Source organism: Burkholderia sp. 9779_493 (genome assembly GCF_015712215.1).
Classification (GTDB): domain Bacteria; phylum Pseudomonadota; class Gammaproteobacteria; order Burkholderiales; family Burkholderiaceae; genus Burkholderia; species Burkholderia cenocepacia.
Genome location: NZ_JACCQA010000002.1, coordinates 27,059 through 42,379 on the forward strand (window position 1 = coordinate 27,059; position 15,321 = coordinate 42,379).

Here is a 15,321-nt window from a genome sequence, read left to right on the forward strand (position 1 = left end):
CAGTGTGCGGGGCGCCGCTTAACGCCGGGCGCGACGCAGCATGAAAGATGTTTTAGGAAAGGGTATGGACGGGCAATCGACGTCGATTGTTACAAGACGTTAGCGCGGGCTTCCCGTTGCGATGCCGCGCATCAGTTCTTACAAACTTGAAATATGCGGGGACGGTGCTTGCCGTTATAGTCGAATCACACATGACACAACCAGAAGAGGAATCCATGAAGACTTTGCGTGTTGCCTCGCTCCTGACCGGTATGACGGCCTTGCTCGTGTCGGGCGCAGCAATGGCGGGAGTCAATGTCGGGATCAACGTCGGCGTGCCGGCACCGGTCTACGTCGCGCCCGCGCCCGTGTATGCGCCGCCGCCTCCGCCGGTCGTCTACCAGCCGGCGCCTGTCTATGCACCGGCGCCCGTGTACGCGCCGGCGCCGGCGATCGTGATCGGCTGGCACGGCGACCGCTACTGGGACGGCCGCCGCTACTGGGGCCGCGACGAGTGGTACCGCCGCCATGGCCGCGGCTGGGGCGGCGATCGCGGTCACTGGGATCACGGCCGCCACAACGGCTGGCGTTGATCGACCGGTCGCGCGTGCGTGATGCGTGCGCAACGATCGCTCGTGAGGAAACCGCCCGCGTGGCGGTTTTCTTTTGGCTCGACGGATTGAATGGGTAGAATCGTTCACGTTACTACCCTCATTCGACCGACAGGGCCTCTATGACGAAGGGTTCGCCCCGGGCCGCCGCCGCGCGCGCCCGCCTCGGCGCGCTGCGGGCCGCCGGCCGCGTGGCCGCGGTGCTGGCGCTGCACGCGGCGCTGGCCGTGCCGGCCGCGCACGCGGCCTACGCCATTGCGCAGTACGGCGAGCCGAAGTATCCGCCGGGCTTCAAGCATTTCGACTATGTGAACCCCGACGCGCCGAAGGGCGGCACGCTGGTGCTCGCGAACCCGAATCGGCTGACGTCGTTCGACAAGTTCAATCCGTTCACGATGCGCGGCAACGCCGCGCCCGGCATCGACATGCTGTTCGAGAGCCTCGCGACCGGCAGCTCCGACGAACCGGCGTCCGCGTACGGGCTGCTGGCCGACGACATCGCCGTGGCGCCCGACCGCCGTTCGGTCACGTTCCACCTGAATCCGCGCGCACGCTTTTCGAACGGCGATCGCGTCACGGCCGACGACGTCAAGTTTTCGTTCGACACGCTGAAGAGCAAGCAGGCCGCGCCGCAGTTCAGCGCGTATTTCGCGGAGATCGCGAAGGTCGTGGTCGTCGATCCGGCGACCGTGCGCTTCGAGTTCCGCAGCGCGAATCGCGAGTTGCCGCTGATCGCCGGCGGCGTGCCGGTGTTTTCGCGCAAGTGGGGATTGCGCGCCGACGGTTCGCGCATCCCGTTCGACCAGCTCGCGTTCGAGCAGCCGATCGGCAGCGGCCCGTACCTGATCGAGCGTTACGACAACGGCCGCACGATCACCTATCGGCGCAACCCCGCGTACTGGGGTGCCGACTTGCCGGTACGGGTCGGCACCAACAACTTCGAGCGGATCGTGTACAAGCTGTACGGCGACGGCGTCGCGCGGCTCGAGGCGTTCAAGGCCGGCGAATATGACGTGCTCGTCGAGTACATCGCGCGCAACTGGACGCGGCGCGACGTCGGCAAGCGTTTCGATAGCGGCGAGCTCGTCAAGCGCGAATTCCGCCAACATAACGGCGCCGGCATGCAGGGCTTCTTCATGAACCTGCGCCGGCCGCTGTTTCGCGACGTGCGCGTGCGCCAGGCGCTCGACCTCGCGTTCGACTTCGAATGGCTGAACCGCCAGCTGTTCTACAGCGCGTATACGCGCCTCAACAGTTACTTCGCCGACACCGACCTGCAGGCGACCGGTACGCCGGGCGAGGGCGAGCTGAAGCTGCTGGAGCCGCTGCGCGCGCAGCTCGATCCGGCCGTGTTCGGCCCGATGGTCACGCAGCCGGACACCCATCCGCCGGGCTCGCTGCGTGCGAACCTGCTGAAGGCGCGCGCGCTGCTCGCGCAGGCCGGCTGGACCTATCGCGACGGCGCGTTGCGCAATGCGAAGGGCGAGCCGTTCGCGTTCGAGATCCTCGACGATGCAGGCGGCGCGATGGAAGGCGTCGTGACCGCCTACCAGCGCAACCTCGCGAAGCTCGGCATCGCCGTGCGGTTCCGCACGGCCGACTACGCACTGCTGCAAAAGCGCCTCGATGCATTCGACTACGACATGACGACGATCCGCCTGCCGGGCGTGCAGGTGCCGGGCGCCGAGCAATACTCGCGTTACGCGAGCAAGTTCGCCGACGAGCCGGGCTCCGACAACTTCATCGGATTGAAATCGCCGGCCGTCGACGCGCTGCTGCATGCGCTCGGCACCGCGCAGACGCGCGAGGAACTGCTCGACGCGACGCACGCGCTCGACCGCGTGCTGATGCATGGCTACTATGCGGTCCCGCAGTGGTACAGCACGACGCATCGCATCGCGTACAAGCGCACGCTTGCCTATCCGCAGACGCTGCCGCTGTACTATTCGGCCGAGGGCTGGGTCGTGTCGACCTGGTGGGCGAAGCCCGATCACTGACCCGCGCCGGCCCTCTGTTCAACCCCGCCACCCGATCACGAGTCGACGCCCTATGTGGAGCTACATCCTCAAACGCCTGCTGCTGATGATCCCGACGCTCGTCGGCGTGCTGACGCTCACGTTCGCGGTGATCCAGTTCGTGCCGGGCGGCCCGGTCGAGCAGGCCGTGCAGGAGTTGCGCAAGGGCGCGACGGAGCAGGGCGCGACGCCGTTCGGGATGCGCGCGCACACCGGCGTCGACGCGCAGCAGCTCGCGCAGTTGAAGGCGCTGTACGGCTTCGACAAGCCGCCGCTCGAACGCTACTGGCTGATGCTGAAGCGCTTCGCGCGCTTCGATCTCGGCGACAGCTATTTCCGCCACCAGAGCGTGTGGTCGCTGGTCGTGCAGAAGCTGCCCGTGTCGATCAGCATCGGGCTGTGGACGTTCTTCCTCACGTACCTGATCTCGGTGCCGCTCGGCATCGCGAAGGCGGTGCGCAACGGTTCGCCGTTCGACGTCGCGACGAGCCTCGTCGTGCTCGTCGGCTATGCGATTCCAGGCTTCGTGCTGGGCGTGCTGCTGCTCGTGCTGTTCGGCGGCGGCTCGTTCTGGCAGCTCTTCCCGCTGCGCGGCCTCACGTCGGACAACTTCGCGCAGCTGTCGCTCGTCGGCAAGGTGCTCGACTACCTGTGGCACATCGCGCTGCCGATCACCGCGTCGGTCGTCGGCAGCTTCGCGGTCGTCACGATGCTCACGAAGAACGCGTTCCTCGACCAGATCCGCCGGCAATACGTGCTGACCGCGCGCGCGAAGGGGCTCTCCGAGCGCAGCGTGCTGTGGAAGCACGTGTTCCGCAACGCGATGCTGCCGCTGATCGTCGGTTTCCCGGCCGCGTTCATCGGTGCGTTCTTCACCGGCAGCCTGCTGATCGAGACGCTGTTCTCGCTCGACGGCCTCGGGCTGCTGTCGTACGAATCGGTCGTGCGGCGCGACTATCCGGTCGTGCTCGGCACGCTGTACCTGTTCACGCTGATCGGGCTCGCGACCAAGCTGATCTCCGATCTCTGCTATGTGTGGGTCGATCCGCGCATTCAATTCGACAACCTGGAGCGCTGACATGAAACGAGCCATGCGCATGCCCGGCGCCAGCGGGCGAGGAGCGCGATGAACCGGGCCGTCGCCTCTTCCCGTCTCGACGCCGCGCGGGCGCGCGTGTCGCCGTCGCCCGCCCGCCGCGTGTGGCAGCGCTTCAGGCAGCAGCGCGTCGGCTACTGGAGCTTCGTGATCTTCGTCGTGGCCTTTGCCGCGAGCCTCGCGGCGCCGCTGTGGTCGAACGACAAGCCGCTCGTCGTGCGCTACGACGGCCAGACCTATTTCCCGATGTTCCATGCGTACCCGGAGACGACCTTCGGCGGCGATTTCCCGACGCCGGCCGACTATCTCGATCCGTATGTGCGCAAGCGGCTCGAGGCGCCCGGCAACTTCGTCGTCTATCCGCCGAACCGCTATTACTACGACACGCTGAACTACTTCTCGAACGTACCGAACCCGGCGCCGCCGTCGCGCGAGAACTGGCTCGGCACCGACGCGCAGGGCCGCGACCTGCTCGCGCGGCTCGTGTACGGGTTCCGCGTGTCGGTCGAGTTCGGGCTGATCCTGACCGTGATCGGCACGCTGCTCGGGATCGCCGCGGGCGCCGTGCAGGGCTTCTTCGGCGGACGCATCGACATCGTCGGGCAGCGGCTGATCGAGATCTGGAGCTCGCTGCCGGAGCTGTACCTGCTGATCATCTTCGCGTCGATCTTCGAGCCGAGCTTCCTGCTGCTGATCGTGCTGCTGTCGCTGTTCGGCTGGATCGGGCTCGCCGACTACGTACGCGCGGAATTCCTGCGCAACCGCACCCAGGACTACGTGCGCGCGGCGCGCGCGATGGGGCTGACGAACTGGCAGATCATCTGGCGCCACGTCCTGCCGAACAGTCTCACGCCGGTGATCACGTTCCTGCCGTTCCGGATGAGCGGGTCGATCCTCGCGCTGACGAGCCTCGATTTCCTCGGGCTCGGCGTGCCGCCGCCGACGCCGAGCCTCGGCGAACTGCTCGCGCAGGGCAAGGGCAACCTCGACGCATGGTGGATCTCGCTGTCGACCTTCGGCGTGCTGGTCGCGACGCTGCTGCTGCTGACCTTCATGGGCGACGCGCTGCGCAACGCGCTCGACACGCGGATCGCCGACTCGGTGCGCGCCGCGGGAGGCCAGCGATGAGCGCATCGACCGTATCGACGCAGCACGAGCCGCTGCTGTCGCTCGAGCGTCTGCACGTACGCTTCGGCGACACGGTCGCGGTGGACGACGTGACGCTCGCGATCGGGCGCGGCGAGCGGGTCGCGCTCGTCGGCGAGTCGGGGTCCGGCAAGAGCGTGACCGCGCTGTCGATCCTGCGGCTGCTGCGCGACGCCGAAGTGAGCGGCGCGATCCGCTTCGCCGGGCAGGATCTGGTCGCCAAGAGCGAGCGCGAGATGCGCGGGCTGCGCGGCTCGGACATCGCGATGATCTTCCAGGAGCCGATGACGGCGCTCAACCCGCTGTATACGATCGGCGTGCAGATCGGCGAGACGATCGTGCTGCACGACGGCGTCTCGGCCGTGGAGGCGCGCAAGCGCGCGATCGCGCTGCTCGCGCGCACCGGTATCGCGGAACCGGAGAAGCGCGTCGACAGTTACCCGCACCAGTTGTCGGGCGGCCAGCGACAGCGCGCGATGATCGCGATGGCGCTCGCGTGCCGGCCGCGCCTGCTGCTGGCCGACGAGCCGACCACCGCGCTCGACGTGACGATCCGTGCGCAGATCGTCGACCTGCTGCTGGAGCTGCAGCGGGAGGAGGCGGAAAAGCGCGGGATGGCGATCCTGTTGATCACGCACGACCTGAATCTCGTGCGGCACTTCGCGCAGCGGGTCGCGGTGATGGAGCACGGCCGGCTCGTCGAGAGCGGGCCGGTCGAGCGGATCTTCACGGCACCCGAGCATCCGTATACGCAGCGGCTGCTGAACAGCCGGCCGCAACGCGCGGTCATGCCGGTGATGCCGATCGCGCCCGTCGTGCTCGACGCGCGCCACGTGAGCGTGCAGTTCGCGCGCAAGCGGCCGGGCTTCGTGGGCTGGTTCGGCACGGTGCCGGTGACGGCCGTCGCCGACGTGTCGGTGTCGGTGCGGCAGGGCGAAACGCTCGGTATCGTCGGCGAATCGGGATCGGGGAAGTCGACGCTCGCGATGGCGCTGCTCGGGCTGCAGAAGACGGCCGGCGGCGAGATCGAATTCCAGGGGCGCGCGCTATCGACCTATCGCGGCCGCGAACAGACCGCGCTGCGCTCGAACATGCAGGTGGTCTTTCAGGATCCGTTCAGTTCGCTTTCGCCGCGTCACACGATCGAGCGGATCGTCGGCGAGGGGCTCGAGCTGCATCGCCCGGACATGACGCCCGACGCGCGCCGCGCGAAGTCGCTCGCAGTGCTGCGCGAAGTCGGCCTCGACCGCACGGTGCTGCACCGTTATCCGCACGAATTCTCGGGCGGGCAGCGCCAGCGGATCGCGATCGCGCGCGCGCTGGTGCTGGAGCCGCGCATCCTGATCCTCGACGAGCCGACGTCGGCGCTCGACGTGTCGATCCAGCAGCAGGTGCTGAAGCTGCTCGCGAATTTGCAACAGAAATACAACCTCGGCTACGTGTTCATCAGCCACGACCTGGAGGTGATCGGCGCGATGGCGCACCGCGTCGCGGTGATGCAGGACGGCGCGGTCGTCGAGTCGGGGGAGGTGTCCGACGTCTTCACCAGACCGTCACATCCTTACACACAAAAGCTGTTGAAAGCGGTCTGGAAAGCGTGATAGGCGTCCAATGGTCTGACCATCTCGATTGTATTTTTTAATTTGTTTTGACAAACGATTACGCGCTGGCTAGTATCGACCGAAATTTTCCGCCAATCAGCTGATTTTTAAGCAAATTCCATCGACCAATGCAGCATCGATCCCTGACCCAGGCATGCGCGCGCACCATCGCCGGGCTGTTCATCGGCGCCCTGTTCGCAGCAGCTCCCGGCGCGTTCGCCGACGAAGTCAGCAGTTTTAACCAGAATGTCACCAATTCGACTCAGATCGGGTCGGGTTCCTCCCTCCAGCAGACCAGCGCGCAGCCGTCGGGCGGCGGCGCGAAGTCGTTCCTTGCCGGCATGGCGGGCAAGGCCGGCGACGTGGTGGTCGGCGCGCTGAACATGATCGGCGTGCGGTATCGCTGGGGCGGCAACTCGCCGGATTCGGGCCTCGACTGCAGCGGCTTCGTGCGCTACGTGTTCCAGGACACGCTCGGCATGTCGCTGCCGCGTCGCGCGGAAGAAATGAGCCGCGTCGGCGAGAAGGTGAGCATGAGCAACCTGAAGCCGGGCGATCTCGTGTTCTTCAACACGATGCGCCGCACGTTCTCGCACGTCGGCATCTACATCGGCGACAACAAGTTCGTGCACTCGCCGTCGACGGGCAGCACGGTGCGCGTCGACGATCTCGACAGCGGCTACTGGGAAAAGCGTTTCACCGGCGCGCGCCGGATCGAATCGGAATTCCCGATGAAGCCCGAAGACCTGCGTCAGCGCGTGCGCGCGACGATCGGCGACGATTCGGCGAACGGCAACAACTGACGTTTGCCGGTCGGTCGGGCCGGACGATAAAAAACCCTGTCACCGAAAGGTGGCAGGGTTTTTTGTTTTGGGGCGGGCGTTGGCGACGAAGCCGAAGCCGTTCCGTCGGTGGCCGGGACGCGGCGTGTGCCGTGGCCGCCCGCCCATCGTGGCTTACGCGGCGGCCGTCACGCCGCGCGCCGCCGCGAGCTTGCGCTGCAGTTCCGGCATGATGCGCGCGACCGCTTCCTCGCCCGCGAGGATCGCCGCGTTGCGCTGGTTGAAGTCGCTGCCGCCCATCGCCGCGAGGTTCGGGCGAATCACGACGTCCGCGTACTTGTCGAGCTCGTAGGTCTTGATCGTCTGGCCCATGATCGTGAAGGTCTGCAGCAGCATCTCGATTGGGTTGTTGGTCGCCGCGCCGTCCGGTCGGGCCGAGATGTCGACCGCGATCACGAAGCTCGCGCCCATCTTGCGCGCGAACGACGCCGGCACCGGGCTCACCAACCCGCCGTCCACATATTCGCGATTGCCGATCTTCACCGGCTCGAACACCGACGGCACGCTGCACGACGCGCGCACCGCGAGCCCGGTGTTGCCCTGCTGGAACAGGATCGGCTGGCCGCTTTGCAGGTCCGTCGCGACGATGCCGAGCGGCTTCGCCATCTTCTCGATCGGTCGGTTGTTGAGCGTCTTGTTCAGGAAGTTCTGCAGCGCGACGCCTTGCAGCAGGCCGCGCGAGCGAAACGGCAGCGCCCAGTCGCTGATCGACGCCTGGTCCATGTCGAGCGCGATCTTGTTGATCTGCAGCGCGTTCATGCCGGACGCGTAGAGCGCGCCGACCACCGAGCCCGCGCTCGTCCCGGCGACGAGCTCGATCGGGATGCCGCGCGCCTCGAGCGCCTTCAGCACGCCGATGTGCGAGAAGCCGCGCGCGGCGCCGCCGCCGAGCGCGATGCCGATCTTGACGGGTTTCTCCTGCGGCAGTGCCGTGCCGGGGCGGGACTTGTCGCCGAAGGACGTACAGGCGGCGAGGCTGGCGGACGCGCACGCGATCGTGAAGTGGCGGCGCGACAGGCGAGGGGACGACATCGAATGGTTCTCCGGCGGCTTGGCGGCGGGTTACACGGCCCGCGGCGGCGATAGGTTCCGAGCGGCCGCGCAGGAGGTTCCGTGCGGCCGGCGCCGCGCCGGCTGGCGGCCGCGGCGCGCACATCATAAAGCAAGCGGTGCGCTTGGCGCGATGTCCGGCGCGAGTATAATTCCGGCTTCTTTCCCGTTCCGGGCGCCGCCGGCTCCGTTGCTGTCCGGGCTGCCGTCGTCGTCCCGCGTCGAATCATTCATGCGCCCCAGGCGTTCGAGTTACCGTTTATGACCCGTCCTGTCCGTACCCGCTTCGCGCCGAGTCCCACCGGCTTCATCCACCTCGGCAACATCCGCTCCGCACTCTATCCGTGGGCGTTCGCCCGCAAGATGAAAGGCACGTTCGTGCTGCGCATCGAGGATACCGACGTCGAGCGCTCGTCGCAGGAAGCGGTCGATGCGATCCTCGAAGGGATGCAATGGCTCGGGCTGGATTTCGACGAAGGCCCGATCTACCAGATGCAGCGGATGGATCGCTATCGCGAAGTGCTCGCGCAGATGCTCGAGAAGGGTCTCGCCTATCCGTGCTACATGTCGGCCGAGGAACTCGACGCGCTGCGCGAACGCCAGCGCGAAGCCGGCCTGAAGCCGCGCTACGACGGTACGTGGCGTCCGGAGCCCGGCAAGGTGCTGCCGGAGCCGCCGGCCGGCGTGAAGCCGGTGCTGCGCTTCCGCAATCCGCTGACGGGCACGGTCGTGTGGGACGACGCGGTGAAGGGGCGTGTCGAGATCTCGAACGAGGAACTCGACGACCTCGTGATCGCGCGCCCGGACGGCACGCCGATCTACAACTTCTGCGTGGTGGTGGACGACATGGACATGGGCATCACGCACGTGATCCGTGGCGACGACCACGTGAACAACACGCCGCGCCAGATCAACATCCTGAATGCGCTCGGCGGCGAGCCGCCCGTCTATGCGCACCTGCCGACCGTGCTGAACGAGCAGGGCGAGAAGATGAGCAAGCGGCATGGCGCGATGAGCGTGATGGCGTACCGCGACGCGGGCTTCCTGCCGGAAGCCGTCGTCAACTATCTCGCGCGTCTCGGCTGGTCGCACGGTGACGCCGAGATCTTCTCGCGCGAGCAGTTCGTCGAATGGTTCGATCTCGAGCATCTCGGCAAGTCGCCCGCGCAGTACGACCACAGCAAGCTGAGCTGGCTGAACGCGCATTACATCAAGGAAGCCGACAACGCGCGCCTTGCCGAACTCGCGAAGCCGTTCCTCGACGCACTCGGCATCGATGACGCGGCGATCGCGACGGGCCCCGCGCTCGACGCGGTGGTCGGCCTGATGAAGGATCGTGCGACGACGGTCAAGGAGATCGCGGAAGGCGCGACGATGTTCTACCGCGTGCCGGCGCCCGAGGCCGATGCGCTCGCGCAGCACGTGACCGATGCGGTGCGCCCGGCGCTGGCCGATCTCGTCGCCGCGCTGAAGGCGGCCGACTGGACGAAGGAAGCAGTATCCGCGGCGTTGAAGGCGACGCTCGCCGCACACAAGCTGAAGATGCCGCAGCTCGCGATGCCGGTGCGCCTGCTGGTGGCGGGCACGACGCACACGCCGTCGATCGACGCGGTGCTCGTGCTGTTCGGTCGCGACGTCGTGGTGTCGCGCATCGAGGCCGCGCTGGCCTGACGTTCGTGCGTGCGCGAAGCCGTCCGCGCATGCGCGCGCGGCGGCTTCGCAAAAAATTTCGTGCGAATCGTAAAAAGGGTATTTACAAGTTCGAAATCGGTCCATATAATCTCATTTCTGTTCTGCAAGGGGGTATAGCTCAGCTGGGAGAGCGCTTGCATGGCATGCAAGAGGTCAGCGGTTCGATCCCGCTTACCTCCACCAACAGAACAAACCGAATTGATTGGCGAAGCAGCGGTAGTAATAAATGCTTCACAAAATGATTCAAAGCAGTTAGAATTTCGGCCTTCGCTGTTGACCAGAAGTGAATAGCGAAAGTCAGACAAATCTGAAAAGATTTTGTCCCCTTCGTCTAGAGGCCTAGGACATCACCCTTTCACGGTGAGTACAGGGGTTCGAATCCCCTAGGGGACGCCAGATTCAGCGGCGTTTCATAGAAGTGTCGCGAGGCTTGCAGGAACGTAACCGACGTCCTGCAGGTTGGGTAAGAAAGCTGGAGCGGTAGTTCAGTCGGTTAGAATACCGGCCTGTCACGCCGGGGGTCGCGGGTTCGAGTCCCGTCCGCTCCGCCAGAACGAAGCCCGTTCAAGACGTTTTTGAGCGGGCTTTTGTATTAAAGATGTAAGCAGTACGTTGTCCCCTTCGTCTAGAGGCCTAGGACATCACCCTTTCACGGTGAGTACAGGGGTTCGAATCCCCTAGGGGACGCCAGATTCAGCGGCGTTTCGTAGAAGTGTCGCAGCGTGTGCAGGAACGTGACGAGATCCTGCAGGCGATGGTGCAGAAAGCTGGAGCGGTAGTTCAGTTGGTTAGAATACCGGCCTGTCACGCCGGGGGTCGCGGGTTCGAGCCCCGTCCGCTCCGCCAGAACGAAGCCCGTTCAAAAAGCGTTTTTGAACGGGCTTTCTCGTTAAAGATGTAAGCAGTACGTTGTCCCCTTCGTCTAGAGGCCTAGGACATCACCCTTTCACGGTGAGTACAGGGGTTCGAATCCCCTAGGGGACGCCAGATTTCGGCGTCGTTCGAACAAACGACGCGCCGGCAGGAAGTAACCGACGCCTGCCAGGCAAGCAGCAAGACTGGAGCGGTAGTTCAGTCGGTTAGAATACCGGCCTGTCACGCCGGGGGTCGCGGGTTCGAGTCCCGTCCGCTCCGCCAGAAAATGAAGAAGCCCGCCTTGTGCGGGCTTTTTCATTTGCATCGTGCGTCGTGCCCGCTTGCGGGCAGTGTGACGGCGGGGCGGAGGAAGCCGCCTGCGCGGCTTCCGGCGGGACTCGAAGGGCTGCGCTTGCAAGCGCAGCCGCGGCCTGCGGAATGTAGGCGAGTCCCGTCCGCTCCGCCAGAAAATGAAGAAGCCCGCCTTGTGCGGGCTTTTTCATTTGCATCGTGCGTCGTGCCTTCCGTTCGCCCCTCACCACGCGTGCTACATCGCGCACCGCGTCCTACGAGAAATTCGCGATTGCATCCGCACGCGACTGCGCTATCGTGGCGGGATGCGTTTCTGACTCCTGCGCGATGCTCGATCCGACCGACCTGCGACTCCTGTATCAGCTCCGGCCCGCGGAGCCCGGCGATTTTCCGTATGCCGAAGCGTTGACGCACGGCAACATGGGCGGCTACTACAAGCGCCATGGGCTCGTGTGGCGCAGCGACCTGTTCTATGCGAGCTGGCGCGAATCCGAGAACTTCATCCTCGAGGCCGACGGCGAGCGCATCGGCGTGCTGCGCGTGACCGAGGAGGGCGATTCGCTGCACATCCGCGACGTGCAGATCGCGGCCGGCCATCGCGGCCAGGGCGCCGGCACCTACATGCTCGAGATGTCGCATCGTTGGGCACGGGCGCGCGGTCTGCATGAACTGCAGTTGCGCGTATTCGTCGACAACCCTGCCGCGCGTCTGTACCTGCGCATGGGCTACCAGGTCACCGGGCCGCGGCTCGCGCAGCTCGGCTCGATCCGTCATATGGTGCGGCCGGTCTGACGATCCGGCACGCCACGGCGCGCATTCAGCGCATCGTGTCGAGCGCGCCGTCGTCGTCGTCCGGCGTCTCGTTATCCGCGACGCTGCCTTCCGGGCCGCGATGCTCGTAGCCGCGCAGCATGAACGCGCGCGGGCTTTCGCCGAAGGCCCGGCGGAACATGGCCGAGAACGCGCTCTGGCTCTGGTAGCCGAGCTCGCGCGCGATATGCGACAGCGGACGCCCCTGGTTCAGCAGCGGAATCGCCCGCGCCAGCAGCGCCTGCTGGCGCCACTGCGAAAAGCTCACGCCCAGTTCCTGCTTGAAGAGCCGCGATATCGTGCGCGTGCTCGCGCCGACCTCGCTCGCCCAGTGTTCGAGCGACTCCGCATGCGCGGGATGCGCGAGTACCGATTCGCACAGCAGGCGCAGCCGTTTCTCGTCGGGCATCGGCACCGCGAGCGGCAGCGGCTCGGCATGACTCAGTTCGTCGAGCACGAGCCCGCACAGCAGGCGCTCGCGCGCGGTGCTCAGGTCGCGTGCGTCGAGTGCGACGATCAGTTCGCGCAGCAACCCCGTCACCTCGACGACGCGGCATGCATCGAGCCCGTCCGGCACGATCGACTCGTCGATATACAGCGTGCGCAAATAGGCCTCTTCGACGATCACGACCTCGTGCGTCACGTGCGGCGGCACCCAGATCGCGCGGGACGGCGGCACCATCCAGGTCGTGCCGGTCGTCGCGACGCGCAGCACGCCGCGCGACGCGTATGCGAGCTGCGCCCACGCATGCGTGTGCAGCGGGATGCGGCGGCCGGCATCGACCTGCCGCGCGCGCACACGCATCGGATGGACGGCGGTCGGCGCGAATTCCGGCGGGATGTCGATGACGTCGTACGGTTTCGATACGTCGGCTGGGGCGGGCGGATTCATGAACGGTTCGGGCGGCGCGGCGGCGATGCCGTTATTTTAGAAGGCGCAGCGCAAGCGCATGCGGCGGTTTTCGGGCCATCATGCCGGGTGCAAATGAACTTTGTGTGGGCCTTGGCGCATGCGGGGCGGCTCCCCACGTCGGCGCGCGCCGACGGTTCGAACCATCGGGCCGGTATCGGGGTCTATCGATGCGTGCGCCATGTCGGGCCCATTGCGCGCCGATCGCACGCAAATACGGCAACACACGAATCGAAGAGGAGAACCACGATGCGCCACGTATTCGTCTATGGCACCTTGAGAGCCGGACAGGCCAACGACATCGGCCATGCGGCCGCCCGCCACGGCATCGCCGCGCCGACGCTGCTGGGCGCGGCCGCGCTGCCGGGCGAACTGTACGATTTCGGCACGTATCCGGGCATGATCGCCGGGCCGGCCGGCAAGTCGCTGGTGTGGGGCGACGTCTACGAGGTCGACGAGCAGCTCGTCCCGGTGCTCGACGAGATCGAGCGCGTGTATCCGGGCGTCGACTCGCTGTTCAAGCCGGAAGAGGTGATCGTCGAGCTCGGCGGCCGGCAATATGCCTGCCTGTATTATCCGGTCGCCGCACATGCGGCAGCCGGGCGTCCGCGCATCGCGTCGGGCGACTGGGTTCAGCACCGGCGCGAGCAGGAAGCCGCCTGAGCGCGCCTGCCGGCGGCGGTTGAATTCGCCACACAAGAAAAAAAGCGCCCCGCGGGGCGCTTTTTTCATGCCGTCACCGCATGCGAGCGGCGGCACAGCGTGGGCCGGCCGTCGAGCGCATCGGACAGGCGCGTCAGATTTCCTCGTACAGCGGCAGCGTCAGGAATTCGGTGAAGCCTTCCGACGTCGACATCTGCTCGAAGATCGCCGCGGCGCGTTCGTACGGCTGCGTGTTGCCGCCGACCGCGCGCTTCACGTTGTCGAGCTCGATCTTCGCGAATTCGCGCACGAGTTCGGCCGTGACCTTGCGGCCGTCGTCGAGCACGCCCTTCGGCGAGCGGATCCACTGCCACACCTGCGAGCGGGAAATCTCGGCCGTCGCCGCATCTTCCATCAGGTTGTGGATCGGCACGCAGCCGTTGCCGTCGAGCCACGCGCCGAGGTAGTGAATCCCGACGTTGATGTTGTTGCGCAGGCCGGCTTCGGTGATCGGCGCTTCCGGCTGGAAGTCGAGCAGGTTCTTGCCTTCGACCTGCACGTCGTCGCGCTGCTTCGCGATCTGGTTCGGCTTGTCGCCGAGCACCTTGACGAACTCTTCCATCGCGATCGGCACGAGGCCCGGGTGCGCGACCCAGCCGCCGTCGTAGCCGTCGGTCGCGTCGCGCTGCTTGTCCGAGCGCACGCCGCCCATCGCCTTGTCGTTCGCTTCCGGATCGTTCTTGATCGGGATCAGCGCGCTCATCCCGCCGATCGCCGGCGCGTTGCGCTTGTGGCAGGTCTTCAGCAGCAGCAGCGCGTACGCCCGCATGAACGGCACCGTCATCGTGATCTTCGAGCGGTCGGCCAGGCAGAAGTCGCGGTCGTTCTTGAACTTCTTGATCGCCGAGAAGATGTAGTCCCAGCGGCCGGCGTTCAGGCCCGAGCTGTGTTCGCGCAGTTCGTACAGGATCTCGTCCATCTCGAACGCGGCGAGGATCGTCTCGATCAGCACCGTCGCGCGGATCGTGCCGCGCGGCACGCCGACCGCTTCCTGCGCGGCGACGAAGATGTCGTTCCACAGGCGCGCCTCGAGATGGCTTTCCATCTTCGGCAGGTAGAAGTACGGGCCCGACCCGCGCGCGAGCAGTTCCTTCGCGTTGTGGAACAGGAACAGCGCGAAATCGAAGATGCCGCCGGACACGCGCTGGCCGTCGACCGTCACGTGCTTTTCGTCGAGGTGCCAGCCGCGCGGACGCACGATCAGCGTCGCGACCTTGTCGTTCAGCTTGTACGACTTGCCGTTCTGTTCGAGCGAGATCGTGCGGCGGACCGCGTCCTTCAGGTTGATCTGGCCGTCGATCTGGTTCGTCCAGCTCGGCGCGTTCGAATCCTCGAAGTCCGTCATGTACGAATCGGCGCCCGAGTTCAGCGCGTTGATGATCATCTTGCGCTCGACGGGGCCCGTGATCTCGACCCGGCGGCATTGCAGGTCCGCCGGCAGCGGCGCGACCTTCCAGTCGCCTTCGCGAATCGCCTTCGTCTCGGCCAGGAAGTCGGGGCGCTCGCCTGTGTCGAGGCGTTTCGTCCGCTCGACGCGCGCCTGCAGCAGCGCCTGGCGGCGCGGCTCGAACGTGCGGTGCAGCGCCGCGACGAGTGCCAGCGCGTCGGGCGTCAGGATGGCTTCGTAACCCGGCTTGATTTCGCCGGTGATCGTCATGCCTTGCGGCAGCGTGATCGGGGTGCTCATGAGTCTCATCTCC

Annotated in this window: 12 protein-coding genes and 7 tRNA genes; 16 read left to right on the forward strand and 3 right to left on the reverse strand. The window is 66.1% G+C overall.

The window, feature by feature from the left end; translation table 11 throughout:
* Positions 1–215: 215 nt before the first annotated feature.
* The 6 genes from H0X95_RS01665 (at position 216) to H0X95_RS01690 (ending at position 7,251) form a co-directional block, all read left to right on the forward strand.
* The gene (locus H0X95_RS01665) at positions 216–572 is read left to right on the forward strand and encodes a hypothetical protein (protein WP_012328786.1); all 357 of its coding nucleotides are present in this window, start codon (positions 216–218) and stop codon (positions 570–572) included.
* A 140-nt stretch (positions 573–712) separates the two neighbouring features.
* Entirely contained in the window at positions 713–2,587 is a 1,875-nt protein-coding gene (locus H0X95_RS01670; protein ID WP_196445881.1) for an extracellular solute-binding protein, read from the forward strand.
* 52 nt (positions 2,588–2,639) lie between these two features.
* Complete coding sequence (locus H0X95_RS01675) at positions 2,640–3,683, forward strand: microcin C ABC transporter permease YejB (protein WP_006481944.1); 1,044 nt, start codon at positions 2,640–2,642, stop codon at positions 3,681–3,683.
* A gap of 48 nt (positions 3,684–3,731) precedes the next feature.
* Positions 3,732–4,829, forward strand: coding sequence for an ABC transporter permease (locus tag H0X95_RS01680; protein WP_006481943.1), 1,098 nt, complete (start codon positions 3,732–3,734; stop codon positions 4,827–4,829).
* Positions 4,826–6,448 carry an ABC transporter ATP-binding protein gene (locus H0X95_RS01685; RefSeq protein WP_059722802.1) on the forward strand — a complete coding sequence of 541 codons (1,623 nt, stop codon included), beginning with the start codon at positions 4,826–4,828 and terminating at the stop codon, positions 6,446–6,448. The genes H0X95_RS01680 and H0X95_RS01685 overlap by 4 nt, the downstream gene beginning before the upstream one ends.
* 128 nt (positions 6,449–6,576) lie before the next feature.
* Positions 6,577–7,251, forward strand: coding sequence for a C40 family peptidase (locus H0X95_RS01690; protein WP_059722801.1), 675 nt, complete (start codon positions 6,577–6,579; stop codon positions 7,249–7,251).
* A 153-nt stretch (positions 7,252–7,404) separates the two neighbouring features.
* Here H0X95_RS01690 and H0X95_RS01695 read toward each other — a convergent pair whose 3' ends face one another.
* Positions 7,405–8,322: a patatin-like phospholipase family protein gene (locus tag H0X95_RS01695; protein ID WP_006498663.1), complete on the reverse strand. Its 918-nt coding sequence runs from the start codon at positions 8,320–8,322 to the stop codon at positions 7,405–7,407.
* Positions 8,323–8,601: 279 nt separating this feature from the next.
* Between H0X95_RS01695 and gltX the strand changes: the two genes are divergently transcribed.
* The 9 genes from gltX (at position 8,602) to H0X95_RS01740 (ending at position 11,991) form a co-directional block, all read left to right on the forward strand.
* Entirely contained in the window at positions 8,602–10,011 is a 1,410-nt protein-coding gene (gene gltX, locus H0X95_RS01700) for a glutamate--tRNA ligase (RefSeq protein ID WP_006481951.1), read from the forward strand.
* A gap of 128 nt (positions 10,012–10,139) precedes the next feature.
* Positions 10,140–10,215 (forward strand) — tRNA-Ala (locus H0X95_RS01705).
* 137 nt (positions 10,216–10,352) lie between these two features.
* Positions 10,353–10,428: transfer RNA gene (locus H0X95_RS01710), tRNA-Glu, on the forward strand.
* A 78-nt stretch (positions 10,429–10,506) separates the two neighbouring features.
* Positions 10,507–10,583: transfer RNA gene (locus H0X95_RS01715), tRNA-Asp, on the forward strand.
* Positions 10,584–10,646: 63 nt separating this feature from the next.
* A tRNA-Glu gene (locus H0X95_RS01720) sits at positions 10,647–10,722 on the forward strand.
* Between the two features lie 79 nt (positions 10,723–10,801).
* Positions 10,802–10,878 (forward strand) — tRNA-Asp (locus tag H0X95_RS01725).
* A gap of 65 nt (positions 10,879–10,943) precedes the next feature.
* A tRNA-Glu gene (locus H0X95_RS01730) sits at positions 10,944–11,019 on the forward strand.
* Positions 11,020–11,092: 73 nt separating this feature from the next.
* A tRNA-Asp gene (locus H0X95_RS01735) sits at positions 11,093–11,169 on the forward strand.
* 357 nt (positions 11,170–11,526) lie between these two features.
* A complete protein-coding gene (locus H0X95_RS01740) occupies positions 11,527–11,991 on the forward strand; it encodes a GNAT family N-acetyltransferase (protein ID WP_006481948.1) in 465 nt (154 codons plus the stop codon).
* Between the two features lie 25 nt (positions 11,992–12,016).
* Here H0X95_RS01740 and H0X95_RS01745 read toward each other — a convergent pair whose 3' ends face one another.
* Positions 12,017–12,901, reverse strand: coding sequence for an AraC family transcriptional regulator (locus tag H0X95_RS01745; protein ID WP_006481946.1), 885 nt, complete (start codon positions 12,899–12,901; stop codon positions 12,017–12,019).
* A 267-nt stretch (positions 12,902–13,168) separates the two neighbouring features.
* Here H0X95_RS01745 and H0X95_RS01750 point away from each other — a divergent pair, with 267 nt between their 5' ends.
* Positions 13,169–13,582, forward strand: a complete 414-nt coding sequence (locus H0X95_RS01750; protein WP_006481949.1) for a gamma-glutamylcyclotransferase family protein — start codon at positions 13,169–13,171, stop codon at positions 13,580–13,582.
* Positions 13,583–13,715: 133 nt separating this feature from the next.
* On the opposite strand, the gene aceB is transcribed toward H0X95_RS01750, so the two are convergent.
* On the reverse strand, positions 13,716–15,308 hold the full coding sequence (gene aceB / locus H0X95_RS01755) for a malate synthase A (RefSeq protein ID WP_059720686.1): 1,593 nt from the start codon (positions 15,306–15,308) through the stop codon (positions 13,716–13,718).
* Positions 15,309–15,321 lie beyond the last annotated feature (13 nt).

Excerpts from the sequence above, each read along its gene's own strand:
- H0X95_RS01665 (WP_012328786.1), top strand. The coding sequence starts at position 216 with ATGAAGACTTTGCGTGTTGCCTCGCTCCTGACCGGTATGACGGCCTTG.
- H0X95_RS01670 (WP_196445881.1), top strand. The coding sequence starts at position 713 with ATGACGAAGGGTTCGCCCCGGGCCGCCGCCGCGCGCGCCCGCCTCGGC.
- H0X95_RS01675 (WP_006481944.1), top strand. The coding sequence starts at position 2,640 with ATGTGGAGCTACATCCTCAAACGCCTGCTGCTGATGATCCCGACGCTC.
- H0X95_RS01680 (WP_006481943.1), top strand. The coding sequence starts at position 3,732 with ATGAACCGGGCCGTCGCCTCTTCCCGTCTCGACGCCGCGCGGGCGCGC.
- H0X95_RS01685 (WP_059722802.1), top strand. The coding sequence starts at position 4,826 with ATGAGCGCATCGACCGTATCGACGCAGCACGAGCCGCTGCTGTCGCTC.
- H0X95_RS01690 (WP_059722801.1), top strand. The coding sequence starts at position 6,577 with ATGCAGCATCGATCCCTGACCCAGGCATGCGCGCGCACCATCGCCGGG.
- H0X95_RS01695 (WP_006498663.1), bottom strand. The coding sequence starts at position 8,322 with ATGTCGTCCCCTCGCCTGTCGCGCCGCCACTTCACGATCGCGTGCGCG.
- gltX (WP_006481951.1), top strand. The coding sequence starts at position 8,602 with ATGACCCGTCCTGTCCGTACCCGCTTCGCGCCGAGTCCCACCGGCTTC.
- H0X95_RS01740 (WP_006481948.1), top strand. The coding sequence starts at position 11,527 with ATGCTCGATCCGACCGACCTGCGACTCCTGTATCAGCTCCGGCCCGCG.
- H0X95_RS01745 (WP_006481946.1), bottom strand. The coding sequence starts at position 12,901 with ATGAATCCGCCCGCCCCAGCCGACGTATCGAAACCGTACGACGTCATC.
- H0X95_RS01750 (WP_006481949.1), top strand. The coding sequence starts at position 13,169 with ATGCGCCACGTATTCGTCTATGGCACCTTGAGAGCCGGACAGGCCAAC.
- aceB (WP_059720686.1), bottom strand. The coding sequence starts at position 15,308 with ATGAGCACCCCGATCACGCTGCCGCAAGGCATGACGATCACCGGCGAA.